We start from the raw sequence: 25,384 nt of genomic DNA on the forward strand, positions 1-25,384 counted from the left end.
ACCGATGAGTAAAATTTTGATCAAAAACTGTGTGGTAGTGCCGGTGGATCCGGAACTGCCGGAGGATGGGGCCCTTTCTTATCCCGGCGAAATAGCCGTGGACGGCTCCGAGATCGTATATGTGGGGCCGCCTGGTACGACCCCAGGGGATTTTGCGCCGGACCGGGTCATCGATGCCGCCGGCAAAGTTGCCCTGCCGGGCTTCATCAATGCTCACACCCATGCCGCCATGACCCTTTTCCGGGGATTTGCCGATGACCTGCCTTTGATGGAATGGCTGAATAACCGGATCTGGCCTTTAGAGGCGAAGCTTACGGCGGAAGACATTTATTGGGGTACGAAGCTGGCCATCCTGGAAATGCTCAAAGGAGGCATTACCGCTTTTGCCGACATGTATTTCTCCATGGACCGGGTAGCGGAAGCCGTTTGGGAAAGCGGGATGCGGGCCTCCCTGGCCAGGGGGTTGGTCGGGGGCGAAAGGGGTGGGCAGTCCATGGCCGAGGCGGAGGAATTGCTGGTCCAGTGGCAAAACCGGGGCGCAGGGCGCATTACTTTTATGTTGGGTCCCCATGCTCCCTATACCTGCTCGCCTGATTTCCTGCGGCTGGTGGTGGATAAAGCCAAGGAGCATCACCTGGGGTTACATATTCATTTAGCAGAAACGATGGCGGAAGTAGAGGATATCAAGAAACGTTACGGTAAGCGCCCGGTTGAACTGGTGCACGACATTGGCCTCTTTGAGGTGCCGGTCTTAGCTGCCCATTGTGTACATTTGACAGAGCATGAAATAGAGATTCTCAAAGAAAACCATGTGTCCGTAGCCCATAACCCGGAAAGCAATATGAAGTTAGCCAGCGGCATCGCCAGGGTACCGGAGATGCTGAACCGGGGCGTCAATGTGGCTTTAGGAACGGATGGGGCGGCCAGCAATAATAACCTGGACTTGTTCGGGGAAATGCGGACCGCCGCGCTGCTGCATAAAGTGGACAAACTGGATCCCACCGTAGTTAATGCTTATCAAGTGCTGCAGATGGCTACGGTTAACGGGGCGAAAGCTCTGGGCTTGGACCGGGTCGGCAGCCTGAAGCCCGGTTATAAGGCGGACCTCATCCTGGTGGATTTTGAGAAACCCCATCTCTACCCGCATCATGATGTCGTCGCCCACCTGGTGTATGCCGCCCAGCCCGGCGACGTGGACCTGGTCATGGTTGATGGACGAGTCCTGGTGGAAAAGGGCCGCGTCCTGACCATGGATGAAGAGGAGATTTATCAAAGAGTTAAGGAATGCGTGCAAAGGATTGTCGGATAGTAACGGTGGCTCTTGACATCTGTAGGCCAATCCTGTAAAATCGCTCTGTAAAGGCAAAATACTTTACAGAGGTTGCGACAGATGCTTGCGAAAATGACCAGGATCGCTTGGCTGTACAGTTTTTACGGTTCCCTGTTGACGGAAAGGCAGCGCAGCTTAGTGGAGTTATACTACCACCAGGATTATTCCCTGGCGGAAATAGCTGCTCTGGAAGGGGTAAGCCGGCAGGCGGTGCATGATTTATTGAAGCGAGCGGAAAGCGCTCTGGAGGAATACGAAGCATCCCTGCACCTTTTCAGCAAGCATCTGCAGCAGCAGGAACTAGTGGAGCAGATCCGGGCTCTGTTGTCCGCCGGTGATGTAGACCGGACTTTGGTTGAGGAAGTATCCCGCCTGTTAACGAAGCTCCTGGAAGTGTACCAGGAGGCGTAAAGGAGAGACAAAATGGGTGCCTTTTCTAGTTTGGCGGAAAAACTGCAAAACACTTTTCAACGGCTGAGAGGAAAAGGTAAGCTGTCTGAAAAGGATATCCAAGAAGCCATGCGGGAGGTTCGCCTCGCCCTGTTGGAAGCAGACGTGAACTACAAGGTAGTAAAAGATTTCGTAGCCACCGTGAAGGAAAGAGCCCTGGGGCAAGAGGTGATGGCGAGTCTTACCCCGGCCCAGCAAGTGATTAAGATTGTGCATGAGGAGCTTACCGCTTTGATGGGAGGAAGCCAGAGCAAGATCGTCCTGGCTCCCAAACCCCCGACGGTGGTAATGCTGGTGGGTTTGCAGGGTTCCGGGAAGACCACCAGTGCCGGTAAACTGGCCAATTATTTCAAAAGGCAGGGCCGGCGTCCCTTGCTGGTAGCTTGCGACGTGTACCGCCCTGCGGCTATTAAGCAGTTGGAAGTATTGGGTTCCCAGCATGAGATTCCGGTTTTTTCTTTAGGGGATAAGGTCAGTCCCGTGGAGATTGCCAGGCAGGCCGTAGACCATGCCCAGCCCCACGGCAATGACCTGGTTATCCTGGATACGGCGGGGCGGCTGCATATTAACGAGGAATTGATGCAGGAACTGCAAGATATCAAGGCAGCCGTGCAGCCCCACGAAGTGCTATTAGTGGTCGATGCCATGACAGGCCAGGATGCGGTGACGGTAGCCGAGAGCTTCCACCAGTCCGTGGGCATTGACGGCATTATCATAACCAAGTTGGACGGGGATACCCGGGGAGGGGCCGCCTTGTCCGTCAAAGCCGTTACCGGCAGGCCTATCAAATTTGCCGGCGTGGGAGAAAAGCTGGACGCTTTGGAACCTTTTCACCCTGACCGGATGGCCTCGCGGATTCTGGGCATGGGCGATGTGTTGACCCTGATCGAAAAGGCCCAGGCCAGCATCGATCAGGAAAAGGTCAAGGAAATGGAGCGCAAACTGCGCCAGCAGGAATTCACTTTGGAGGATTTCTTGGAACAACTGAACCAAGTTAAATCCATGGGACCTTTGGAAGATATTCTGGGCATGCTCCCGGGCATGGGGCAGATGAAAAAACTGAAAAACGTCCAAGTAGATGAGAAGGAATTAAAGCATGTGGAAGCCATTATCCAGTCCATGACCCCCGAGGAGAGACGGCATCCCGACATCATAAACGGCAGCCGCAAGCGGCGCATCGCCATGGGCAGCGGTACCACGGTCCAAGATGTGAACCGGGTGCTGAAACAGTTTACGGAAGTCAGGAAAATGATGAAGCAGCTAGGGGAGTTTTCCGGCGCTGCCAAGAAAGGCAAGAAGGGGTTTAAGTTTCCCTTATTCAGATAAGGGTCATTTCCATAGAACCATTACATCATGGGTAAGGAGGTGGAATGATTGGCAACCAGGATTCGCTTGAGAAGAATGGGGAGTAAGAAAGCTCCTTTTTACCGGGTGGTAGTGGCGGATGCCCGTTCCCCCAGGGACGGCCGGTTCATCGAAGAAATCGGCTATTATAACCCTGTTAGCCAGCCTGAGGCTATTCAAATCGATACCGAAAAGGCAATTAAGTGGCTCAACAACGGTGCTCAGCCTTCGGAAACCGTAAGAGCTTTGTTTAAGAAAGCCGGAGTTTGGCAAAAAATCGCTGAAGCTAAGGGAGCAGAGTAGCGGATGAGGAGGTCATATCATGAAGGAACTCGTCGAATGCCTTGCCAAAGCTCTTGTGGATAATCCGGATGCGGTGAATGTGAACATGATTGAAGGCGAAAAATCAGTGATTTTGGAGTTGAAGGTGGCTCCAGAAGACATGGGCAAAGTGATCGGCAAGCAAGGAAGAATTGCCAAGTCCATTCGCACCATTGTCAAAGCCGCCTCGAGCAAGGAAAGAAAGAAAGTTGTTGTAGAAATTATCTAACGGGCTGATTAACGGTGAAAGACGGGGAACAAGGGCTTTTCATCGCTATAGGCAAAATTCTTACGACCCACGGGCATAAAGGCGAACTGAAAGTTCAGCCTTTAACGGATTTTCCCGAGCGGTTTCAAACAGGGGAGGAAGTGTGGCTGGACCGGGATGGGCGGTTGAGTAAACATGAAATCGAGACCGTCAGGTACCACCGGCAATGGATTATTCTCAGGTTGTCCGGCGTTGAGGATATGTCAGCGGCGGAAGAACTGAGAGGAGTCCTCATTAAAGTGCCGGAAGACCGGGTCTACCCGCTGCCTGAAGGACATTATTATATCTTTCAACTGGTTGGATTGCCGGTTCTGACTGAGGAAGGAGATTTCCTGGGAATACTAAAAGAGATTTTGCCCACCGGCAGCAATGACGTCTACCGGGTTTGCCATCCGGAGACCGGCCGGGAGATCCTGCTGCCGGCGATTAAAGATTGTATCAAGAGCATTGATTTGGAGGGTCGCCGGATCCTGGTGAAGCTGCTTCCGGGATTGATTGATTAGGGGAATCGCCATGCGCATTGATGTCTTGACCATTTTTCCGGAAATGTTTCACAGTCCTTTAAACACCAGTATCTTGAAGAGAGCGATTGAGAAAGGGATTTTGGAAGTGGGGCTGGTAAATTTCCGTGATTATGCCACTGATAAACATCGCCGGGTGGATGACTATCCTTTCGGCGGAGGTTCCGGTATGGTGATGAAGCCGGAGCCGATTTTTCGCGCCTGGTCAGAGGTGAAAAAAGGGGTCAAGGCCGGCGTCAATTCCCGTACCATCCTCCTGTCTCCTCAGGGCAAGCTGTTTAATCAAGAACTGGCTTGGGAATTATCTAAAGAAGAACATTTGATCTTAGTATGCGGTCATTATGAAGGTATCGATGAAAGGGTGCGCATCCTGCTTGCTCCCGAAGAGATCTCCATCGGCGATTATATCTTGACTGGTGGGGAGTTGGGTGCCCTGGTGATCATCGATGCCGTGTGCCGTTTGCTGCCCGGGGTGCTCGGTGATGAACAATCAGCCAGGGAAGAGACCTTTGCAGGCGGGTTGCTGGAATACCCACAGTATACCAGACCCCGTGAATTCTTGGGGTTGGAAGTGCCGGAGGTGCTCTTGTCAGGTCATCACGCTCAAATCAACCAGTGGCGGCGGATGCAATCATTAATCCGCACGAAGCAGAGGCGTCCGGACTTATTGGAAAAAGCTTCTTTATCCCAAGAGGAGCGAGAGTTTCTAGCCAGTTTAGATATGGATGGATAAACAGTCTTATTTTTCAACGAAAGGAGGTACCGGCATGGATATCGTCCAGACTATTGGTCAGGAGCAAATGAGAAAGGATATTCCCGATTTCAAACCGGGTGATACGGTTAGTGTGCATGTCAAAGTCGTGGAAGGTAACAGGGAACGGATACAGGTGTTTGAAGGCACGGTGATCCGTAGGAGAGGCAGCGGTATTCAGGAGACTTTTACCGTTCGCAGGATGTCCTATGGGGTAGGTGTGGAAAGGACTTTCCCTGTTCATTCGCCTCGCATTGAAAAGATCGTAGTGAAGAGAAGAGGAAAAGTCAGACGTGCCAAACTCTATTACCTGCGCGAACGCGTTGGAAAATCCGCCAGAATTAAAGAGCATGCATAGCATAAAATTTAAGAGGGACTGCTTGTCAGTCCTCTTTTAGTAACCAGAAAGCGACGAGGCGGAGGTTTTTATGACCAAACAGAAATCCGTATTTTGGGACTGGATCGAAACCATAGCCATCGCAGTGATCCTGGCCCTGGTCATCCGGACTTTTCTTTTCCAGCCTTTTTATATCCCTTCCGGTTCCATGGAGCCGACGTTACAGGTAGGAGATAAAATTATCGTCAATAAACTGACCAGCCGGTTCAAAGATCCGGAAAGAGGACAGATTGTGGTGTTTAAGTTCCCCTATGATCCGTCCCAAGACTTTGTCAAACGCATCATAGGATTGCCCGGTGAAACAGTGGAGATCCGGGACAGCCGGGTGTTCATTAACGGGCAGGCCCTGGCGGAAGACTATCTCCCTGAGGGACTGGTTTACCCGGATTTCCCGCCGGTTACCGTTCCTGCCAATAGCTATTTTGTGCTGGGGGATAACAGGAATAACAGCCAGGACAGCCGTGTCTGGGGGCCCTTACCCAGGGATTTACTGATCGGGAATGTCCTGGCGATTTACTGGCCTTTGGAACGCATTGGTACCGTTAAGTAGGTGAAAAGATGGATATTCAATGGTATCCGGGTCACATGGCCAAAGCCAAAAGGCTGTTGTCGGAGCAGATTAAACTGGTGGATGTAGTGCTGGAAGTGCGCGATGCTCGCATACCCATCAGTTCCGGCAATCCCGATTTGAGACAGCTGCTGGGAAACAAGAAAGCCATGATTGTCTTGAATAAGGCTGATTTGGCCGAGGAGGATGCCACCCGAGCATGGCTTTCCTTTTTCACCGCCCGGGGGGAAAAGGCGGTGGCCCTGGCGGCCCGGCCGGAAGAAGTGAGAGTACTGCCCGTTATGATCAGGGAACTGGCCGAGGAACTGCTCTTGAAGTGGAAAGAAAAAGGCCTGCGTTCCCGGCCCGTCCGGGTGATGGTTGTAGGTGTTCCCAACGTGGGCAAGTCTTCATTGATTAACAGCATTATCAGGCGCAGCAGTACCAGGACCGGTGACCGGCCGGGAGTTACCCGGGGCACCCAGTGGGTGCGGATCCGGCGGGATTTGGAGCTGTTGGATACCCCCGGCCTTTTGTGGCCGAAATTCGATTCCCCTGAAACAGGCCTGTTGCTGGCCATCACCGGTGCCGTCAAGGAAGAGGTCTTTGAGGCGGTGCAGGTGGCGCAGGGCTTCATCAGCTTGGTGCGGCAGAGGCGTCCCGGCTTGTTAGCCGGAGTCTACGGCCTGGCGGAAGACGCCGGGCACACGGATTGGGATATTTTATATGCTTTGGGTAACCGCTGGGGTTTATTGAAGTCAGGGGGTGCCGTGGACGAGGAGAAAACGGCCCGGCGCCTTCTACAGGAGTTTCGCAAGGGAAAGCTCGGCAGGATGACTTTGGAAATGCCGGAACAGTAAAAAGGGGATAGCGGTAAGGCCACCTATCTATCCCCTTTAGTTTCCATAGTTTATTAATTTATTGATAAATGGAAATGGCTTGGCCGGTGTAGTGAACCGTGAACCCTAAGGCCTCGGCCACAAACCGCACAGGTACCATGTTGCTGCCGTCGATGGATTGTGCTTTGACGGGAGCCTTCGCATCACTGCCGTTCACTTTGGCTTCCTGCTTATCCAAGTAGACGGTTACTGATTTCTCTCCGGCGGTAAATGTAATAGCTTTGGCTTCACCATCCCAAGCTACTTCGGCGCCGAGGATGTTGCCCAGTTCACGGGCGCTGAGCAGGCTGTGATTATTGATTATGACCACTTCAATATTACTGTTGTTGACAGCCAGGCTAACCTTTTTATAGGCGGGAGCTTTGGCTGCAGGTGCGGCTGCTTTAGGAGCGGATGACGTTTGCTGTTGAGGAGCTGCTTGTTGTTTCGGAGCTTCCTGTTTGGGAGCTTCTTGTTTAGGGGCTTCCTTCTTGGGAGCCGGAGCAGGCCCACCTTCATAATGGCAGCTGGCGCATTCCGGTTTGCTGTAGTCAGACCCCATGCTGGGCATAGCTGTGACCGTTTGGGCAGCAGCCAAAACAAATAGTAATCCGATCAGTACAGTCAGAGCAACAATACGAAGTTGGCGATTCATGTGCATAACCTCCTTAATATTGTTCTTTTCCTGGTTTGTCGTCGGTTCCCGGTGCCGTTGTCACCCCCCGTTTTCAGGATTTGCGGCGGTATGCTCTTGCCGGAGTATTCTTTCCTTAATATTAAACGTCAAGGATAAATTTCCTGCTGGAGATTCAGAAATAAACACATATCAGGCAATGTTTTTGAAATTTCTCAAAAATAGTTTTGCTAGAAAATGCTTATCAAAAAACAAGGAGGGACGAGATGGGTTTTCCGGGCTCAATCAAGGAACTCCGGCGCCTGCTGGATCAGAACGGTATGCCCGGCATGGAGGATCCCTTGTGGGAAATGCTGGCTGATGACCACCGGATCGCCGTGCAAGAACTCTATCAAAAGCTGCTGAAAGAGCGCCAACGACTGGAAGAACTGTTGACTTGGGAAAAGAAATGGGGCAGCCCGGCGACCCTGGTCGCTGGGGTTGATGAAGCCGGCCGGGGGCCTTTGGCGGGGCCGGTGACTGCTGCCGCCGTCATCCTGGATGTTTCCGTGCCCATTCCGGGATTAAATGATTCCAAGCAGTTGTCTCCTGTGAAAAGAAGGGAGCTGGCCGGGCGGATTAAGGAAAAAGCGAAGGCCTGGGCGGTGGGATGGGCTTCCGTAGAAGAGATCGACCGGTTGAATATTAGACGAGCCAGCTTGTTGGCCATGAAACGTGCGGTGGCCGCCCTGCCGGTACAACCTAGTATCTTGTTGATCGATGGAAATGCCGAGATTCCTGATTTGGACTACAGGCAGCAAACGGTGGTGGGAGGCGACCGGGCATCTGCTTCCATAGCTGCCGCATCAATCCTGGCAAAAGTGACCCGGGATGCTTATATGGAGGACCTGCATTGGCGGTATCCTTGCTATGGCTTTGACAAGCATAAAGGATACCCAACCAGGGAGCATTACGCCGCCATAGAAAAGTACGGCTTGAGCCCGGTCCACCGGAAGTCATTTCGCCGGGAGAAACGCCTGGAGCAGCAGATATTTTAGCTTATTAACAGGTTAACACTCTGCCGGTTTTAATTTGATCTTACAAAAGGTTGACAAGTTTCTTGCAAAAAAGTTTAGGGAGCCAGGAAGGTAAAAGAAAAGCAATGTAGAATAGCTATTATGGTTGTCGGGACCATTCACGTAAAAATATCGACTGGTCACCCCGTAAATTATTCCTAACATCCGCTAATTGTTTGGGCAATACAAAATTTAAAAAATTGCAAAAGAAAGGGGGGAAGAGGGATGGAACAATACCTGTCCATAGGTATTTTTTTCCTGGTAGCTTTGGCTTTTGGTATTGTAGTGCTGTTGGTGGCGGGCTTGGTGCGTCCTAAGAAGCCTTCGCCGGAAAAACTGTCGACCTACGAATGCGGCTTGGAAACGCAAGGACCGACGTGGGTACAGTTTAAGATCAGTTATTTTATGTATGCTTTGGTGTTCTTGATTTTTGACGTTGAGACCATTTTCCTGTATCCGTGGGCTGTTGCTTTTCAAAAACTGGGACTTTTTGCGTTTGTTGAAATGCTGATCTTTATCGGTATTCTGGTTGTTGGCCTATGGTACGCTTGGAAGGAAGGAGCATTGGAATGGCTGTAAATAACAATAATCAAAAACCGTTGAGCCCTGAGGAAGAGATGGTGCGTAAGAATATTATTTTGGCTTCTATTGATCAAGTCCTGGATTACGCGAGAGCTCATTCTTTTTGGCCGGTGACCTTCGGTCTCGCTTGCTGCGCCATTGAGATGATGGCCGCTGGCGGAGCCAGGTATGACGTGGCCAGATTTGGTTATGAAGTGTTCCGTCCTTCACCCAGGCAGGCAGACTTGATGATTGTGGCCGGTACAATTACTGATAAAATGGCTCCTATTGTGAAAAGAGTGTACGATCAGATGCCCGATCCCAAGTATGTAATCGCCATGGGAAGCTGCGCCATCAGCGGGGGCCCTTTTGCGGATTCCTACCATGTAGTGCCGGGCGCTGACCAGTTCCTGCCTGTGGATGTCTATATTCCTGGCTGTCCTCCCCGTCCGGAGGCGCTAATTCATGGTTTGCTGACTTTGAGGGACAAAGTCAAGAACCCGAAAGTGGTGATGAGGAAGCATGGATAGAATGATGGCTGTCGATGAAGTCGTGGCCAAGCTGGCCGGCAAGTATCCTGAACAAGTGGAAGTGTTGGAGGGGTCCCTTCAGCCTGCCGTTCGGGTTAAACCGGAAGTATTGCTGCAAGTAATGCGGGACCTAAAGAACGAGCATAAACTGGATTTCCTGGCAGACTTAACGGCTGTCGATGCCGGCGACGAAGGTTTTAAAGGCGTATATCATGTGATGTCCTGGCAGCCTTACGGCATGTTAAGAGTGGAGGTGCAGGTGGCGAAAAATAACCCGCGATTGCCCTCCCTGGTGGACATCTGGCCCGCGGCCAATGTGCAGGAACGGGAGGCCTATGACATGTTCGGGATTGTCTACGAGGGCCATCCGAAACTGACCAGGATCCTGTTATCCGATGACTTTGCAGGTCACCCCTTGCGCAAAGATTTTGAGGTGGCATCGCGAAGACAGTCGGCCGTACCGAAGGAGGTGTGAAAATGTCCGTAGCAGACAACAAATTCTTGCGTACGGAAGAACTGACACTGAATATGGGACCCCAGCACCCCAGTACTCACGGTGTTTACCGGGCGGTCTTAACCTTGGACGGGGAATATATCACCGGTATGGAGAACGTGATCGGCTACCTGCACCGCGGCATGGAAAAGCTGGCTGAGGCACGCACTTATACCCAGTTTATCCCCTATCCCGACCGCATGGATTACGCATCAGCTTTGCTCAACGAGCTGGGCTATGTGCAGGCGGTGGAAAAGCTCATGGGTATCGAGGTTCCGGAACGAGCCGAGTATATCAGGGTGATCCTGTGTGAATTGCAAAGAATTGCCAGCCACATGTTGATGCTGGGGAGTTATGCCTTGGATTTGGGTGGATATACTCCCTGGATGTACTTTTTCAGGGACCGGGAAAAGATTCTGGATTTATTTGAGATGGTTACCGGTGCCAGGATGACACCCGGTTACATGAGGATTGGGGGAGTGGCGGATGACTTGCCGCCGGAGTTCATGCCCCAACTGAAACAATTCATGGCCAGTATGCCTGCTTCTTTTGAAGAGTATGACAACATTATCGTCGGTAATGAAATATTTATCACCAGAACCAAAGGTGTTGGAGTGCTGACGGCGGAGAAAGCGTTAGCCTATGGAGTTACCGGTCCTAACTTGAGGGCTGCCGGTGTAGCTTACGATCTGCGCAAAGTAGCTCCTTATGGTATTTACGATAGATTTGACTTTGAAGTGCCTGTTTATCAGAATGGGGATTGTTTTGACAGGTTCGTCATCCGCATTGACGAAATGAAGCAGTCCCTGAGGATCATTGAGCAGGCGATAGCGGATATACCGGAAGGGCCTGTGAAAGCAAAAGTGCCTAGGGTCATTAAACCTCCCGCCGGGGAAGTCTATCACCAGATTGAGGGTTCCAAAGGTTGCGTGGGTTATTACGTGGTGAGTGACGGTTCAAATAAACCTTACCGGGTTCACATTCATGGACCATCCTTTGTTAATCTGGGAGCCTTGCCGGAGATGTGCATAGGTTTGAAGATTCAGGATGTGATAGCCACGATTGCTTCCATTGACTTCATCCTGGGTGAAGTCGATCGTTAAGAAAAAATAGCTTAGGGGAGAGGACTATGGAAAACCTTTTCGTCAATATCGCCGGTGCAATACGCGGCTGGCTAACCGGTCTGGGACTGTCCTCCATGATGATTGAGGCCGTAATGGCGGTGGTTTATTTATTAGGTATTCTCGCCTTTGTGTTACTAAATGTTATCTACCTGGTATACCTGGAGCGGAAGCTGTCAGCCTACATGCAGCAGCGGTTAGGTCCTAACCGGGTCGGCCCGCGCGGCTTATTTCAAACGGTTTTGGATGTGCTGAAGCTTTTGGGTAAGGAGGACATCATCCCGAACGCTGCTGACCGGTGGGTCTTTCGTATTGCCGCCATTGTTGTCATGGTACCTGCCATCATGGTCTTCGCCGTGGTGCCCTTTGGGAAGAACATGATCGCGGTAGACCTGAACATTGGTATCTTCTACTTCGTAGCGGTCGCCTCGACGGCAACCATGGCCTTCTTGATGGCTGGATGGGGTTCCAACAACAAGTGGTCCTTGTTGGGCGGCATGCGCTCCGTGGCGCAAATGGTGAGCTATGAGATTCCGATGGTGTTGTCCCTTCTGGGAGTAATCATGCTGGCAGGGTCTCTGCGGGTTTCCGATATTATGGCTGCCCAAAAGACCGTTTGGTTCGTAGTGCTGCAGCCGGTGGCCTTCTTGATCTATCTGATTGCTTCGACGGCCGAGCTGAACCGCCAACCCTTTGACTTGCCAGAAGGGGAACAGGAACTGACCGCAGGGCCTTATACTGAGTACAGCGGTATGCGGTATGCATTATTCTTCCTGGCTGAGTATACCAATATGATTGCCGTTTCGGCCATTGCTGCCACCCTCTTCTTGGGCGGTCCGCAAGGTCCTTGGCTGCCGTCCTGGCTGTGGTTTATGATCAAGGTTTACGCCATGATCGCCGTGTACATGTGGTTCCGCTGGACCCTGCCCAGGATCCGGATCGACCATTTGATGGCTTTCAACTGGAAATTCTTAGTGCCTTTGTCCTTAGCCAACGTGCTGGTTACCGGCATCGGCTTGGAAATCTATAAGTGGTATCAAACATTAGGGTGGTGATAACGTGTTTGGCACAGGACTGTTAAAAGGGTTACGGGTGACGGCAAAACACCTGGTAGGGAAGGCCATCACGGAGCAATACCCGGAAAGGAAGCCGAACTTGCCGCCGCGATCCCATGGCAGTTTTTCTTTGGAACCGGACAAGTGCAATGCTTGCGGTGTTTGCAGCAATTCATGTCCCAACAGCGTAATCACGGTTTTGTCCGACCGGGATGAAAACAAGAAGAGGTTCTTGACGGGTTATTACATGGACCTGGGATTTTGTTTGTTTTGCGGTTTGTGCGTAGAGGCGTGCCCCAATGATGCGCTCCATGTGGAAAACGATTTTGAACTAAGTGCCTACCGGCGTGGGGATGTGGTCCTTACCCTCTATGCCAGGGAGCAACAGAAACAAGTGGCCAATGAATAATGACTTTTACGGTTTGAGAAACGGGGTGATTATGACATGGTGTCACCATTAGTGTTTTGGATCATAGCCGGAGTGACCATCCTGGCCGCCTTAGCCGTAGTCAGCCTGACCAACCTGGTCCACAGTGCCCTCTGGCTCGTGGTGGTTTTCGTTGGGGTGGCTGCTACTTACTTGATTTTGGAAGCGGAGTTTTTAGCGGCGGTGCAGGTGATTGTCTATGCCGGTGCCATTGCGATCCTCATCGTTTTCGGTGTGATGCTGACCAGAAGAGGAGATATCCGGGAGAGCAACCTGTTCAATAATTACCGGATTGGTGGGGGTATAGTGTCTTTGGCCCTCATGGCTGGGATTATCAGTATGATTGCCAAGGCGGATTGGGCCGTTGCCTCCGTCACTGCTCCCATCAAAGAGGTGGGCTTCCTGGCACAGAGTTTACTGGGACAGTACGTACTTCCTTTTGAAATTGCCGGTGTGCTGCTGCTGGTAGCTTTAGTGGGAGCAATCATCATAGCGAAAGAGGTGAGGGAATAAGTGGTAACTCTTAATCATTACCTCATCTTTGCGGCAATCCTCTTTTGCATAGGGTTATACGGTGCGGTGGCGAAAAAGAATGCCATCGCGGTTCTCATGAGCATCGAATTGATGCTGAACTCGGTCAACATTAACTTGATCGCTTTCAACAGGTTTCTCAATCCTAGTGAAGTAACCGGGCAGATATTTGCCATCATGGTCATTGTGGTTGCCGCTGCTGAAGTAGCTGTCGGTTTGGCATTAATCCTTAACATCTACCGTCAACGTCTAACCACTGATATCAATGATCTGGATTGGCTCAAATGGTAGATTGGAATTAAAAGGTAGGTGACAAGAAATCCATGGTTAAACTAGCTTGGTTAATTCCCGTATTACCGGCTATTGCTTTCCTTATTATTGTCTTCCTGACCAGGCGCTTGCAGTTGGTGAGTGCTCTAACGGCTATCCTGGCCATGTTGGGCTCCTTCATCATTTCTTTAGGGATTGGGATTGAAGTCTTAACCAACCCGATTACCATGCACAGCCCCGTTGAATTAAAGGCCAGATGGTTAGAAGTGCCCGGTTCACTGTTCATAGAGGCGGGCGTCCTCATTGATCCCCTGTCGGCTGTTATGCTGTTCGTGGTCACTTTTATCGCTTTGCTGGTGATGATCTATTCCATTGGTTACATGAAAGGGGATCCCGGTTTTTCCGTTTTCTTTGCTTACCTTTCCTTGTTCAGTTGTTCCATGTTGGGCCTGGTGGTTTCCAATAACTATTTCCAGATTTTCATGTTTTGGGAACTGGTGGGTCTCTGCTCCTACTTGCTGATCGGTTTCTATTTTCACAAGGATTCCGCTACCCAAGCTAACAAGAAAGCTTTCATCACCAACCGGTGGGGAGACTTCGGCTTCATGCTGGGTATGTTTTTCCTCTTCCTGATCTTTGGAACTTTCAATTTCATGGAATTAGCCGAACTCATCCCTTCCTATACCAATGAGGCCCTTTTGACGGTGGTGGCCCTGCTGGTGTTTGTGGGACCCATTGCCAAGTCGGCCCAGTTTCCCCTGCACGTGTGGTTGCCTGACGCCATGGAAGGTCCCACGCCGGTCAGTGCTTTGATCCACGCCGCCACCATGGTGGCTGCCGGTGTGTATCTATTGGCGAGGGGATTTGTGCTGTTTGAAAGTGCGAGAACGGCCCTGCTGATAGTGGCTATTATCGGTGGATTTTCCGCCATTTTCGCCGCCAGCATCGGTTTGGTGCAGCGGGACATCAAGAGAATCCTGGCTTTTTCCACCATGAGCCAGTTGGGTTACATGGTGATGGCCATCGGTTTGGGCAGTATCACGGCGGGTATGTTCCACCTGACCACCCACGCCTTTTTCAAAGCCTTGCTGTTCTTGGGAGCCGGTAGCGTGATTCATGCGGTGCATACCCAGGACATCTTTGAAATGGGCGGTTTGAGTAAGAAGATGAAGGTTACTACCTGGACTTTCATCATCGGCGCTCTGGCCCTGGCAGGAATTTTCCCGCTGGCCGGTTTCTGGAGTAAGGATGAAATCCTGCTTACTGCTTCCCATGCCGGGGAGTATTACGGGATACCGATCCTTGGTCCTTTGTTCCTGATCTTGGGTCTCACGGTAGCGTTTATGACTGCTTTTTACATGTTCCGCTTGATTTTTGTGGCGTTTTTCGGTGAGAAACGAACGGATCATCATGCCCATGAGAGCCCACTGGTCATGACGATACCTTTGTTAATCTTAGCCGTGTTCGCCGTCTTTTCCGGGTTTATCGGCACTCCTTTCACGGAACACGGTTTTGCCGAGTGGGTTTATTACGGTGAGCCCCATCACCCGCAGCCCAACTATACGATTATGATCTTGTCCACCGTGATTGCTTTGGCTGGTATCTACTTAGCCTGGTTAATCTACGGCAAACAGTCCATCTCGGCGGAAGCGCTGGCCCAGCGGTTTAGACCGATCCATACCTTGCTCTACAATAAGTTCTATATTGATGAATTGTACCTGTGGTTGTTCGATCATGTGATGCTCAAGCTGGCCGATGCTTGCCGGTGGTGCGACCGCAAGATCGTGGACGGTATTGCCGATGGACTGGCTGATTCCATCAGAGCTTTCGGTGCCAGGATGAGGTTTATCCAAACAGGTAATGTGCAAAACTATGCCCTTGTCATCTTCGCTGCTGTCGTGATCATCGCACTGTGGCTGGCAGTACCTGTGTTAGGAGGGATATAATTAATGAGTGATTTTCCAATCCTTCTCACCATTGTTCTGGCCCCTGTCATAGGAGCATTAGTGATCCTGTGCATTCCCGGTAAGGATGAGCGGGTCATTAAGATTACAGCCGCGGTGGCCACCTTTGTTTCCCTGGTGCTGTCTATCTACGCGTACGTCATGTATGATAAGACAGCGGGGGGATTCCAGTTTACACAGGATTTGGTCTGGATTGAGCGTTTCGGCGTGACCCTTTCCGTAGGTGTTGACGGGATGAGTCTCCCCCTCGTGCTGCTGACTGCGATTGTCATTTTCACCGGTGTTTTTGCCTCCTGGGATATGCATGAGCGGGTGAAGGAATTCTTTATCTTCCTCCTGATACTGGTGGCGGGCGTCTTCGGTGTCTTCGTATCCAGGGATTTGTTCTGGTTCTACCTGTTCTTCGAAGTGGCGGTGCTGCCCATGTATATCCTCATCGGTGTCTGGGGCAGTACCCGGAAAGAATACGCGGCGATGAAGCTGACCCTGTACCTGTTGGTAGGTAGTGCCTTTGCCTTGATCGGTATTATCGCCCTTTACCTCTATGCCAAGGGGCAGCTGGGATATGGTACCTTTGACATCATGACCCTGGGTACCGTAGAATTCGACGAAGCCTTCCAAAAGTTCGCTTTCTTCTTGATGATGATTGGTTTTGGGTTCCTGGTACCTATGTGGCCGCTGCATACCTGGTCTCCGGACGGTCACGTGGCCGCTCCCACGGCCGTGAGTATGCTGCACGCCGGTGTTTTGATGAAGCTGGGCGGATACGGCTTAATCCGTGCCGGTGTGTTCCTGTTCCCCTTGGGAGCTAAATACTGGGCGCCTCTTATCGCTGTTCTTTGTATTGTGAACGTGTGTTATGGTGCGCTGGTAGCCATGGTACAAAAGGACCTGAAATTCGTCATCGGTTACTCCAGTGTCAGTCACATGGGGTATGTGTTGTTAGGGATCGCTTCCCTGAATTTCATGAGCATCGACGGTGCCGTAGCCCAAATGTTTGCTCATGGTATTATGACCGCCCTCTTCTTTGCCCTGGTGGGTAATATCTACCACAAGGCCCATACAAGAGAAATCGCCGCTTTTGGCGGTCTGGCCCACCAGATGCCCAGAGTTGCCGCGGGCTTCTTAATCGGGGGTTTGGCTTCCCTGGGCTTGCCGGGATTGAATAACTTTGTGGCTGAGGCTCTGATCTTTTTGGGTTCTTGGGAAGTGGAAAAGGTTCTTTTCGGCTGGCTGCCCTTCCGCGTACTCTCCATACTGGCTATTTTCGGTGTGGTCATTACGGCTATTTACGTGTTACGTGTGGTGCAAAGAGTCTTTTTCGGCCCCCGCAACCCGCGTTGGGATCATCTGACCGATGCCAAAGGGGTTGAAATGGTACCGATTGTCGTTCTCATTGGCACCCTGATCTTGTTTGGTATCTTCCCATCCCTCTTGATCGATACCATCAATGTCGGTGTTGGACCCTTGGTGGCCAAAATTTCCGCTGCGGCTGAGATAGGGGGTATTTTCTAATGCAGATCCAGTGGACAGATTTCTCCCTGATGATGCCTGAAATTGCCACTGCAGTACTGGCCCTCGGCCTTTTGGTGATGGGACTTTTGGTACCGAGAGACCAAGCCAAAGCCATCGGCTTGATTGCCGTAGTGGGTCTAATCGGCATTTGGCTGTTGAACATGCTGTATTGGCAGGAGGATGCTTCGCTGTTTGGCGGCATTTACTTGGTGGATCCGTATAACGTCTTTTTCCGTTTCCTCTTCCTGACGGCGGCCATTATTGTAGCTTTGGCTTCTCGGGATTATGTGAATCGGTTGGAACGGAATCAGGGAGAGTATTATGCTTTAATGGTAGCTGCTACCTTGGGTATGATGATGCTGTCAGGCGCCGGCGACTTAATCACCTTGTACGTCGGTTTAGAATTGATGACCATCAGTTTCATTATCCTGGTGGGCTACCAGAAGAATGATGCCAAGTCCAGTGAAGCAGGCGTGAAGTACGTCATTTTAGGCGCCATGTCTTCGGCGATCCTCCTTTACGGTTTAAGCTTGGTTTACGGTTTCACCGGTACTACTATCATTCAGGAGATGGTGGGCCAACTTGGCGGTGCAGGGAATAATCCCTTATTGCTGCTGGGAATTGTGATGTTGATTGCCGGTTTCGGTTTTAAAGTTTCGGCGGTACCCTTCCACATGTGGTCACCGGATATTTACGAAGGAGCCCCTACACCGGTTACGGCTTTTCTGGCTGTTGCTTCAAAAGCTGCCGGTTTGGCGGCCTTCGTCAGGATTTTCCTGATTGCCTTACCTGATTTGCAGCCTTACTGGATGAGTGTAGTCGTGGTATTAACCGCGTTAACGGTGATCGTCGGTAACGTGATTGCCATCCCGCAAAGCAATATCAAACGCATGCTGGCCTATTCCAGTATTGCCCAGGCAGGGTACATTCTCTTCGGTTTGGTGGCTGTGTCTTCCTTAGGGGTAGGAGCCCTGTTGTTCCATTCAATTCTCTATGTATTCGCCAACATTGGTGCGTTCGGGGTGGCCGTAGCGGTTAAGAATGCTACCGGTAGTGATGAAATCAAGGATTACAGCGGACTGGCGCAAACATCGCCTTTCTTAGCCGCGGTGATGTTGATCTGCCTGCTCTCCTTGGCCGGTATCCCGCCGGTAGCCGGTTTTGTCAGCAAGTTTTACTTGTTCATGGCTGTCATCGATAAAGGGCTGATCTGGCTTGCCTTTGTCGGTGTTGGCATGAGCATGGTATCCGTTTACTACTATTTGATTGTGGCAAAAGCCATGTACTTGGGCAAACCGGTAGAAACAGCAGAGCCAATTAAAGTCTCGCCCGGCAACCAGCTGGCCCTGGCGGTATGCCTGGTGGTGGTGATCCTGTTTGGCATTTACCCGACGCCGTTACTGGACCTGGCGATGAACGTGGCATATAGTTTCTTTCCGTTTTAGCAGTTGAACAGCAACTAATTAATTTCCCCTCTCTAACATATTCGGCCTGTTTATTCCTGGGTAATAGACAGGCCGAGTATGTCTATTTGTCAGTCGGGAATTAATTTTAGTTGCTGTTTTTTTGAAAGGAGGAAACTGAGGGTGGACCGGCGTAAAGTGACGGGGCAAGAGGGAGAAGATATTGCCGTGCGGTTTCTTCAGGAGCAGGGGTATAAGATTTTAGAGCGTAATTATCGCTGTGCTCAAGGGGAAATTGATATCATCGCATGTGATAATGAAGACTTAGTATTTGTTGAAGTGAAAACCCGTACCAGCCTGGCCTTTGGCTACCCGCAAGAGAGTATCACCAGGTCGAAACAATTCCGGTTGAAGAAGATTGCTCTGCGCTATTTAGCGGAAAAGCGGCCTTTTTATCAAAACTACCGTTTCGATGTAGTGTCAATATTGCTGAAAAATGGTAAAATTGATTCAATAGATGTGATCCGCAACGCCTTCTAATGCAAGAAGATTGACAATTATCTTAACAAGATTTACGCAAGGAGATGGTGGGGTGCTGGCCGTTGTCAATTCACTGGCTTTGGCTGGGTTAGAGGCGCAGGCTGTTCAAGTTGAGGTGGACGTATCCCCGGGACTTCCTTGTTTTGATTTAGTCGGTTTGCCTGATACAGCGGTGCGTGAATCGAAAGAAAGGGTGCGAACGGCTATCAGAAACTCGGGTTTTGAATTTCCAGCCAAACGTATCACCGTTAACTTGGCGCCCGCTGTCATGAAAAAAGAAGGGCCGGGCTTTGATTTGCCCATTGCCGTTGGGATACTGTTGAGTACGGGTCAACTGCAGGGGGATTTATGGCAGAGGTGCTTTTTTGCCGGGGAGTTATCCCTCAACGGCGATATCAGGAGCATTCCCGGTGTGCTGTCCATGGCATGGAGCCTCAAGAACCTGGCTGAAGCAGGAGACCACTTGCTGGTGATACCGGAAGGAAACGGGTTTGAAGCGGGCCTGGTCTCGGGCATTAAAGCCATCCCGGTACAAACCCTGCAGGAGCTGGTGGCTTTTCTGCAAGGAGAAAACCAGATAAATCCCATTCGCATAGACCTAGAGCAGGTTATCAGCAGCCGACCCGTGGAGCAGCACCTGAATTTTAACCAGGTGCGGGGACAGTCTGCAGCGAAAAGAGCCATTGAGATTGCCGCCGCCGGCGGGCATAATGTGCTGTTGATGGGACCGCCCGGCTCCGGGAAGACCATGCTGGCCCGCAGTCTGATCAGCATTCTTCCCCCGTTGGAGCCGGAGGAAATCTTAGAAGTGAGCCGGATTTACAGTGTAGCCGGTTTATTGAGCAGAGAGCAGCCTCTGGTTCTGCAAAGACCCTTCCGGACACCCCATCACACGGCTTCCACCGCCAGTATCATTGGGGGCGGCAAGCATCCAAGGCCGGGTGAAATCAGCCTGGCTACCTATGGTGTTTTGTTTTTAGATGAAATGATGGAATTCCGTAAAGATGTCCTAGAAGCCCTCCGGCAGCCTTTAGAAGACAGGCAGGTAACGGTATCCCGGGTCCAAGCCTCATATGTTTACCCGGCGGACTTCATGCTGGTGGCCACGGCTAATCCCTGCCCTTGCGGTTTTCTGGGGGATCCGGACCACGAATGCTGCTGTACGCCTTATCAGGTACAAAAATACCGGCAAAAGCTGTCGGGGCCTTTGCTGGATCGCATCGACCTGCAAATTGAGGTGCCCAGGTTAACTTTGGCGGAACTGCATCAAGAAAACCACGGGGAAGACTCCTCCCGCATCAGGGAAAGAGTGATCCAAGCCCGGCAAAGGCAGTTGCACCGGTTAAAGAGATTCGGTCTTTATTGTAATGCCCAAATCAAAGGAAGCCTGGTGAGCCGGCTGTGTCCCATCGAGCCAAAAGGACTGAAATTGCTGCAGGCTGCCTTCGCTAAACTGGGTTTCAGCATGCGCGCCTATGACCGTATTATTAAGATTGCGAGGACTATTGCGGATTTAGACGGGAGTTCCTTGATCAGCGATCAGCATGTGGCCGAGGCGCTGCAGTACCGGTTCTTGGACAGGCCCTATGCCGCGGTGTAAGTGGCCGGCAGGAAAAGAAGCAGAAACGGGCTGGTAAGAGGGATGTGAACTTGTTATAATATGGATAATGAAGGGAGGAGTGAGAGCATGTTTTACTTGTATGCCTTTATAGGTATGTTTTTGCAGTTGTTCGTACTGGTCTTGATATTGACTGCCATTGACCATAAAGAAGACCAACAACCACAGCAGGCTTGTTCAGGGCACTAGGGGAGTTCTCCCCTTTTTTGTTTATTAAAAGGGTTGGGAGGGTATTGCCGGTGGAAGACAGGTATTATCTCATTGGCCTGCGCCATATTCCGGGAGTGGGAGCGAAAACCGTCAACTTATTATTAGAACACTTTCGTACCGCCCAAAGCGCCTGGCATGCCACCTACCGGCAGTTAAAGAGCATCAATGAATTGGGAGACAGGTTTGTGGAACGATTTGTCGCAGCCAGGGATGCCGTAAACTTGGAGGCAGTTTTGGACAACCTGGTTCGCAAGAACATACAAACGGTGACGATCCTGGACCGGGAGTACCCGGCCAGCCTGCGGCTAATCTATGATCCGCCGCCGGTCCTTTTCTACCAGGGACGGTGGCATGACCGGGACGACCGGGCCTTAGCCGTGGTAGGGGCTCGCCGGGCGACGGTCTATGGAAAGAAGGTGGCGGAAAAGTTTGGCCGGGAGTTGGCTCAGGCCGGGTTTGTGATCGTGAGCGGGATGGCCCGCGGTATTGACAGTGCGGCCCATCAAGGGTGCTTGGCAGCCAACGGCAGGACTATTGCCGTCTTGGGTTCCGGTTTAGATGTTATTTATCCCCGGGAGAATATAAAGCTAGCGGAACAGATTAAAGAAAAGGGGCTGGTGATGACTGAATATCCCCCGGGCACCCAGCCATTGAAGGGCAATTTTCCCGCCAGGAATCGCATTATTGCCGGGTTGTCCTTGGGTGTTTTGATTGTTGAGGCTGCCGTCCAGTCCGGTGCGTTAATCACGGCGGATTTCGCCCTGGAGTTCGGGCGGGAAGTATTTGCCGTCCCCGGGCCTATCACCAGTCCCAACAGCAGGGGCACGCACAACTTGATCAAGCAAGGAGCAAAGCTGGTGGAAGAAGTGGCGGACATTCTAGAAGAGTTTATGCTCCCGGTACAAGATCCACCTCTGCCAGGAGCACAGTCTCCTCTTAGCCTGGCCCCGGAGGAACAGGCAGTGTATCAATTATTGAGTTTAGAGCCGGTGAGTATCGAAACCCTGGTCGAGAAAACAGGATGGACGGCCAGAAAGGTGCAGGCGGTGCTTACGATGCTGGAACTAAATGGAGTCATAGAACAGGTACCCGGTAGGCAGTTTATAAAAAAGAGCATTTAAATGGTGCGTCTAAAGGGTTTGGTCTTGACTATAATAGTAGGGGTAGGTACCATTGTTACTTGAGGTGAATTTCATTGTCTAAAACACTGGTTATTGTCGAGTCGCCTGCCAAAGCAAAGACTATTACCAATTATTTGGGTTCAAGGAAATACATTGTTAGATCCTCCATGGGGCATATTCGTGACTTGCCTAAAAGCCAATTAGGAGTCGATGTGGAAAACGGCTTTGAACCTAAGTATATCACTATCAGGGGCAAAGGAGACCTGTTAAAAGAGCTCCGGGCGTTGGCCAAGAAGAGCGACCGGGTTCTTTTGGCACCGGACCCGGACCGGGAAGGGGAAGCCATTGCCTGGCATTTGCAGCAGATCTTAGGGATCGAGCAGCATGAAAAGTGCCGCATTGAATTTAATGAAATTACGAAAAAAGCCATCGAAGAGGCGGTGAAGCAGCCCAGGGAAATTGACTTCAATCGAGTAAATGCCCAACAGGCCCGCCGCGTTTTAGACCGGTTGGTGGGTTATAAGATCAGCCCCCTTTTGTGGGTGAAAGTGCGGAAAGGACTGAGTGCCGGACGAGTCCAGTCAGTGGCAGTGCGGCTGATTGTAGAAAGAGAAGAGGAAATCAAGAACTTTCAACCTGAAGAGTACTGGACTCTGACGGCGGAATTAACCAACCGGGAAGAAAAACCGTTTTTGGCCAAACTGGTTAAAGGACCGGACGGCAAAACTATTGAGATAAGCAGCCAAGATGAAATGGAACGGGTGCTGGCGCGGCTGCAAGGGGCCGTTTATTCCGTTACCGACGTTAAGAAAAAAGAAAAGAAAAGGAACCCATACCCGCCTTTTACTACCAGCAGCCTGCAGCAAGAGGCATATCGCAGGTTGGGTTTTGTGGCCAGAAAGACAATGCTGTTGGCCCAGCAGCTGTATGAAGGGATAGAACTGGGCAAAAAGGGCGATGCCCATGGCTTAATTACTTATATTAGAACGGATTCCACCAGGGTTTCGGCAGAAGCTCAAGGTGAGGCAAGACGATATATTGAAACAGAGTTCGGCAGCCCTTTCGTGCCCCCGCAGCCAAAACAATACACCTCCGGCAAGAAGAGCCAGGACGCCCATGAGGCCATTAGACCGACGTCCGTGTTTAGAACGCCGGAGAGTGTGAAAGAGTATTTGACGAGGGATCAGTTTCGACTTTACCGGTTGATCTGGGAACGGTTTGTCGCCAGCCAGATGAGTGCCGCGGTCATGGATGTGACGACGGTGGAAATCGAAGCTAATCAGTACCAGTTTAGGGCATCCGGTTCGGTGGTGAAGTTTCCCGGTTTTCTTAAAGTGTACGGGGACCTGCAGGATGAGCAGGCCGAAGAAGGAGGGCTCTTGCCGGATATGGAAGTAGGCCACCGGTTAGGGCTCAAAAAACTGGATCCAAGGCAGCACTTTACCCAACCGCCGCCCCGTTATTCAGATGCATCGCTGGTTAAGACCTTAGAAGAATTGGGCATCGGCCGGCCAAGCACTTATGCTCCTACCATCGAGAATATTCTTAACCGGGGTTATGTGGTCCGGGAAAACAAGCAATTCGTTCCTACCGAGTTGGGCGTCATTGTCGTAGAACTGTTAAAGGAGTTTTTCCCGGATGTAATCGAAATAGAGTTTACGGCCCATATGGAGCAAAAACTCGACGAGATTGAAGAAGGAAATGTGGACTGGAAAACAGTGGTGGAAGAGTTTTACCAGCCTTTTGCCAAGCTGCTGGAACATGCGGAGCAGGAAATGGCAAAAGTGGAGCTCCCGGAGGAAAAGACGGAGGAAGTATGCGAGAAATGCGGGCGCCAAATGGTGGTTAAAACTGGGCGTTATGGAAAGTTCCTGGCATGTCCCGGTTTTCCGGAATGCCGGAATACCAGGCCTCTCATGCAAACCATCGGGGTACCATGCCCGCAATGTGGAGCGGAGGTAGTGGTGCGCAAATCGAAAAAGGGTAAGACATTTTACGGCTGCAGCCGCTTTCCGGAATGCGATTGGGTTTCCTGGCACAAGCCCACGGACAGGAAGTGCCCCGACTGCGGCGGCCTGCTCCTGGAAAAACCGCAGCGGAAATCCGTTAAATTGGTCTGTTCCCGTGACGGTTGCGGTTATGAAGCTGCGCCTCCTCAGAGCTGAAGGATGCGGTCTGGAGGGATGAAGTTTTGAGGAAGTTGGTGATTGTCGGTGCCGGTTTGGCCGGAGCGGAGGCGGCCTGGCAGGCTGCCAAAAGAGGTGTCCGGGTGGAACTTTGGGAAATGAGACCGGAAAAGATGACTCCCGCCCACCGGACGGGCTGGTTTGCCGAACTGGTGTGCAGCAATTCGTTAAAAGCCAAAGGTTTGGATAATGCCTCCGGACTGTTGAAAGAAGAAATGAGGCTCCTGGACTCCTTAATCATCCGTTGTGCCGATAAGCATCAAGTGCCCGCCGGGGGAGCCCTGGCGGTGGACCGGGAAGATTTCTCCCGGGAAGTCACCGAAGTGATCAAGAGCCATCCTCGGATTAATGTGGTCCAGGCGGAAGTAACGGAAATACCTCATGACCGGCCCGTCATTATCGCTACAGGCCCTTTGACGGGGGGAAAACTGGCCGAGGCGATCAAAACCCTGACCGGCGAAGACTATTTCTATTTTTTTGATGCTGCCTCGCCAATTGTGACACTGGAATCCATTAACCAGAGCAAGGTTTTCAAGTCTTCCAGGTACGGCAAGGGTGAAGCGGACTATATTAACTGCCCCATGACTGAAGAGGAGTACGAAGTCTTTTACCGGGCCTTGCTGGAGGCGGAGGAAGCTCCCAAGAAAGAGTTTGAGAGAGAAATTTATTTTGAGGGGTGCATGCCGGTAGAAGTGCTGGCCCGCCGGGGCAAGCAAACCTTGCTGTATGGGCCGTTGAAACCCGTAGGTTTGGTTGATCCCCGCACCGGGAAAGAGCCCTTTGCCGTGGTACAGCTGCGGCAGGACAACAAAGAAGGCACCTTGTACAATCTAGTCGGTTTCCAGACCAATTTAAAATGGCCGGAACAAAAAAGGGTTTTCAGCCTCATCCCCGGGTTGGAGGAAGCAGAATTTGTACGCTACGGGGTCATGCACAGGAACAGCTTCATCAACGCACCGAAACTGCTGGATGCCGCAAACCAGCTGAAGAGTGAGAAAGGACTCTTTTTTGCCGGTCAACTGACGGGGGTGGAAGGATATGTGGAGTCGGCCGCCAGCGGCTTGGTGGCCGGGATCAATGCTGCCCGTTGGCTGCAAGGGTTGACCCCGTTAGTCTTCCCAGTGGAAACGGCTATTGGCGCCCTGCATCATTACCTGGTGTCTACTCCAGTGACGGATTTCCAACCCATGGGTATTAATTTTGGCTTGCTGCCGCCCTTAGACCGTAGAATTAAGGATAAGAGGGAACGAAACAAGCAGATTTCCCAGCGTGCTTTAATAAATTTACAAACTTTTATTGAGAATAATGGCATTTGATATTGCACTTGTTTGCCAAGTGTGGCA

The 25,384-nt window shown here is 51.3% G+C and carries 28 protein-coding genes; 27 read left to right on the top strand and 1 reads right to left on the bottom strand.

Features of this window, described 5'->3' with window-relative positions; all coding sequences use genetic code 11:
* Positions 1-4 precede the first annotated feature (4 nt).
* The 10 genes from GXX34_10820 (at position 5) to ylqF (ending at position 6,789) form a co-directional block, all read left to right on the top strand.
* Complete coding sequence (locus GXX34_10820; protein ID HHW07996.1) at positions 5-1,309, top strand: amidohydrolase; 1,305 nt, start codon at positions 5-7, stop codon at positions 1,307-1,309.
* A gap of 81 nt (positions 1,310-1,390) precedes the next feature.
* Positions 1,391-1,741: a YlxM family DNA-binding protein gene (locus tag GXX34_10825; protein ID HHW07997.1), complete on the top strand. Its 351-nt coding sequence runs from the start codon at positions 1,391-1,393 to the stop codon at positions 1,739-1,741.
* Positions 1,742-1,753: 12 nt separating this feature from the next.
* Positions 1,754-3,106 (top strand): signal recognition particle protein, encoded by a 1,353-nt coding sequence (ffh, locus tag GXX34_10830; GenBank protein ID HHW07998.1) that lies wholly within the window; start codon positions 1,754-1,756, stop codon positions 3,104-3,106.
* 48 nt (positions 3,107-3,154) lie between these two features.
* On the top strand, positions 3,155-3,427 hold the full coding sequence (gene rpsP, locus GXX34_10835; GenBank protein ID HHW07999.1) for a 30S ribosomal protein S16: 273 nt from the start codon (positions 3,155-3,157) through the stop codon (positions 3,425-3,427).
* A 19-nt stretch (positions 3,428-3,446) separates the two neighbouring features.
* The gene (locus GXX34_10840) at positions 3,447-3,674 is read left to right on the top strand and encodes a KH domain-containing protein (GenBank protein HHW08000.1); all 228 of its coding nucleotides are present in this window, start codon (positions 3,447-3,449) and stop codon (positions 3,672-3,674) included.
* A gap of 14 nt (positions 3,675-3,688) precedes the next feature.
* Complete coding sequence (gene rimM / locus GXX34_10845) at positions 3,689-4,216, top strand: 16S rRNA processing protein RimM (GenBank protein ID HHW08001.1); 528 nt, start codon at positions 3,689-3,691, stop codon at positions 4,214-4,216.
* A gap of 10 nt (positions 4,217-4,226) precedes the next feature.
* A complete protein-coding gene (gene trmD, locus GXX34_10850; GenBank protein HHW08002.1) occupies positions 4,227-4,967 on the top strand; it encodes a tRNA (guanosine(37)-N1)-methyltransferase TrmD in 741 nt (246 codons plus the stop codon).
* A 34-nt stretch (positions 4,968-5,001) separates the two neighbouring features.
* Positions 5,002-5,343, top strand: a complete 342-nt coding sequence (rplS, locus tag GXX34_10855) for a 50S ribosomal protein L19 (GenBank protein HHW08003.1) — start codon at positions 5,002-5,004, stop codon at positions 5,341-5,343.
* Positions 5,344-5,413: 70 nt separating this feature from the next.
* Positions 5,414-5,932, top strand: coding sequence for a signal peptidase I (gene lepB / locus GXX34_10860; protein ID HHW08004.1), 519 nt, complete (start codon positions 5,414-5,416; stop codon positions 5,930-5,932).
* Between the two features lie 8 nt (positions 5,933-5,940).
* On the top strand, positions 5,941-6,789 hold the full coding sequence (ylqF, locus tag GXX34_10865) for a ribosome biogenesis GTPase YlqF (GenBank protein ID HHW08005.1): 849 nt from the start codon (positions 5,941-5,943) through the stop codon (positions 6,787-6,789).
* A gap of 58 nt (positions 6,790-6,847) precedes the next feature.
* On the opposite strand, the gene GXX34_10870 is transcribed toward ylqF, so the two are convergent.
* The gene (locus tag GXX34_10870; GenBank protein HHW08006.1) at positions 6,848-7,462 is read right to left on the bottom strand and encodes a copper amine oxidase N-terminal domain-containing protein; all 615 of its coding nucleotides are present in this window, start codon (positions 7,460-7,462) and stop codon (positions 6,848-6,850) included.
* Positions 7,463-7,707: 245 nt separating this feature from the next.
* Between GXX34_10870 and GXX34_10875 the strand changes: the two genes are divergently transcribed.
* The 17 genes from GXX34_10875 to trmFO all read left to right on the top strand — a co-directional run bounded on the left by GXX34_10875 (position 7,708) and on the right by trmFO (position 25,357).
* Positions 7,708-8,478: a ribonuclease HII gene (locus GXX34_10875; GenBank protein HHW08007.1), complete on the top strand. Its 771-nt coding sequence runs from the start codon at positions 7,708-7,710 to the stop codon at positions 8,476-8,478.
* Between the two features lie 243 nt (positions 8,479-8,721).
* On the top strand, positions 8,722-9,075 hold the full coding sequence (gene ndhC, locus GXX34_10880; GenBank protein ID HHW08008.1) for an NAD(P)H-quinone oxidoreductase subunit 3: 354 nt from the start codon (positions 8,722-8,724) through the stop codon (positions 9,073-9,075).
* The gene (locus tag GXX34_10885) at positions 9,066-9,587 is read left to right on the top strand and encodes an NADH-quinone oxidoreductase subunit B (GenBank protein ID HHW08009.1); all 522 of its coding nucleotides are present in this window, start codon (positions 9,066-9,068) and stop codon (positions 9,585-9,587) included. The genes ndhC and GXX34_10885 overlap by 10 nt, the downstream gene beginning before the upstream one ends.
* Positions 9,580-10,062: an NADH-quinone oxidoreductase subunit C gene (locus tag GXX34_10890; protein ID HHW08010.1), complete on the top strand. Its 483-nt coding sequence runs from the start codon at positions 9,580-9,582 to the stop codon at positions 10,060-10,062. The genes GXX34_10885 and GXX34_10890 overlap by 8 nt, the downstream gene beginning before the upstream one ends.
* A 2-nt stretch (positions 10,063-10,064) precedes the next feature.
* Entirely contained in the window at positions 10,065-11,183 is a 1,119-nt protein-coding gene (locus tag GXX34_10895; GenBank protein HHW08011.1) for an NADH-quinone oxidoreductase subunit D, read from the top strand.
* A 26-nt stretch (positions 11,184-11,209) separates the two neighbouring features.
* Positions 11,210-12,256 carry an NADH-quinone oxidoreductase subunit NuoH gene (gene nuoH, locus GXX34_10900; GenBank protein HHW08012.1) on the top strand — a complete coding sequence of 349 codons (1,047 nt, stop codon included), beginning with the start codon at positions 11,210-11,212 and terminating at the stop codon, positions 12,254-12,256.
* 4 nt (positions 12,257-12,260) lie between these two features.
* Positions 12,261-12,665, top strand: a complete 405-nt coding sequence (locus tag GXX34_10905; protein HHW08013.1) for an NADH-quinone oxidoreductase subunit I — start codon at positions 12,261-12,263, stop codon at positions 12,663-12,665.
* Between the two features lie 36 nt (positions 12,666-12,701).
* Complete coding sequence (locus GXX34_10910) at positions 12,702-13,196, top strand: NADH-quinone oxidoreductase subunit J (protein HHW08014.1); 495 nt, start codon at positions 12,702-12,704, stop codon at positions 13,194-13,196.
* On the top strand, positions 13,197-13,505 hold the full coding sequence (gene nuoK, locus GXX34_10915; protein HHW08015.1) for an NADH-quinone oxidoreductase subunit NuoK: 309 nt from the start codon (positions 13,197-13,199) through the stop codon (positions 13,503-13,505).
* Positions 13,506-13,537: 32 nt separating this feature from the next.
* Positions 13,538-15,430 (top strand): NADH-quinone oxidoreductase subunit L, encoded by a 1,893-nt coding sequence (gene nuoL / locus GXX34_10920; protein HHW08016.1) that lies wholly within the window; start codon positions 13,538-13,540, stop codon positions 15,428-15,430.
* A 3-nt stretch (positions 15,431-15,433) separates the two neighbouring features.
* Positions 15,434-16,963 carry an NADH-quinone oxidoreductase subunit M gene (locus GXX34_10925; protein HHW08017.1) on the top strand — a complete coding sequence of 510 codons (1,530 nt, stop codon included), beginning with the start codon at positions 15,434-15,436 and terminating at the stop codon, positions 16,961-16,963.
* On the top strand, positions 16,963-18,408 hold the full coding sequence (locus tag GXX34_10930) for an NADH-quinone oxidoreductase subunit N (GenBank protein HHW08018.1): 1,446 nt from the start codon (positions 16,963-16,965) through the stop codon (positions 18,406-18,408). The genes GXX34_10925 and GXX34_10930 overlap by 1 nt, the downstream gene beginning before the upstream one ends.
* A gap of 78 nt (positions 18,409-18,486) precedes the next feature.
* A complete protein-coding gene (locus GXX34_10935; GenBank protein ID HHW08019.1) occupies positions 18,487-18,906 on the top strand; it encodes a YraN family protein in 420 nt (139 codons plus the stop codon).
* A gap of 52 nt (positions 18,907-18,958) precedes the next feature.
* A complete protein-coding gene (locus GXX34_10940) occupies positions 18,959-20,506 on the top strand; it encodes a YifB family Mg chelatase-like AAA ATPase (protein ID HHW08020.1) in 1,548 nt (515 codons plus the stop codon).
* A 257-nt stretch (positions 20,507-20,763) separates the two neighbouring features.
* On the top strand, positions 20,764-21,855 hold the full coding sequence (dprA, locus tag GXX34_10945) for a DNA-protecting protein DprA (GenBank protein ID HHW08021.1): 1,092 nt from the start codon (positions 20,764-20,766) through the stop codon (positions 21,853-21,855).
* Positions 21,856-21,929: 74 nt separating this feature from the next.
* Positions 21,930-24,020, top strand: a complete 2,091-nt coding sequence (topA, locus tag GXX34_10950) for a type I DNA topoisomerase (GenBank protein ID HHW08022.1) — start codon at positions 21,930-21,932, stop codon at positions 24,018-24,020.
* Positions 24,021-24,046: 26 nt separating this feature from the next.
* Positions 24,047-25,357 (top strand): FADH(2)-oxidizing methylenetetrahydrofolate--tRNA-(uracil(54)-C(5))-methyltransferase TrmFO, encoded by a 1,311-nt coding sequence (gene trmFO, locus GXX34_10955; protein ID HHW08023.1) that lies wholly within the window; start codon positions 24,047-24,049, stop codon positions 25,355-25,357.
* Positions 25,358-25,384 lie beyond the last annotated feature (27 nt).

The sequence above is a fragment of the Clostridia bacterium genome (assembly GCA_012840125.1).
GTDB lineage: Bacteria > Bacillota > DULZ01 > DULZ01 > DULZ01 > DULZ01.